The organism is Streptomyces sp. 13-12-16, from assembly GCF_002114215.1.
GTDB lineage: Bacteria > Actinomycetota > Actinomycetes > Streptomycetales > Streptomycetaceae > Streptomyces.
The window spans coordinates 1-463 of the sequence record NZ_NCTE01001158.1 but is presented as its reverse complement, the minus strand read 5'-3'; the positions used below and the strand labels follow the sequence as shown (position 1 = coordinate 463).

At 74.5% G+C, this 463-nt stretch carries 1 pseudogene; it reads left to right on the top strand.

The features are described from left to right. Positions 1 to 463 (top strand): annotated as a pseudogene (locus tag B7767_RS36785) (AMP-binding protein); the annotation flags it as partial.

Here is a 463-nt window from a genome sequence, read left to right as displayed (position 1 = left end):
GGGGCGGGCCCGCGGCTACCCCGCCGATCCGGTCCAGACCGCCGAGAGGTTCGCCGTCCACTCCGTGCTGGGCCGTCGGCTGTACCGCACCGGGGACCTCGGCCGGTGGACCGCCGGGGGCACCATCGAGTTCCTCGGGCGCGTGGACCGGCAGGTGAAGATCCGCGGGCACCGCATCGAACTGGGCGAGGTGGAGGCGGTGCTGGCCCGCCATCCGGCGGTCCGCCAGTGCGTGGTGTCGTCGGTGCGCGGCTCCGACGGACGGCCACGACTGGTGGCGCACCTGTCGCCCCGGGGCGCGAGCGAACCGCCGACCGCCCAGGAGCTGGCGGACGTCCTGCGCGAACGGCTGCCCGACTACATGGTGCCCAGCCGGTTCGTGGTCCTGGACCAGCTGCCGGTGACGGCCAACGGCAAGATCGACCACACGGCGCTGACCGCCGCACCCACCGATGACCGGACC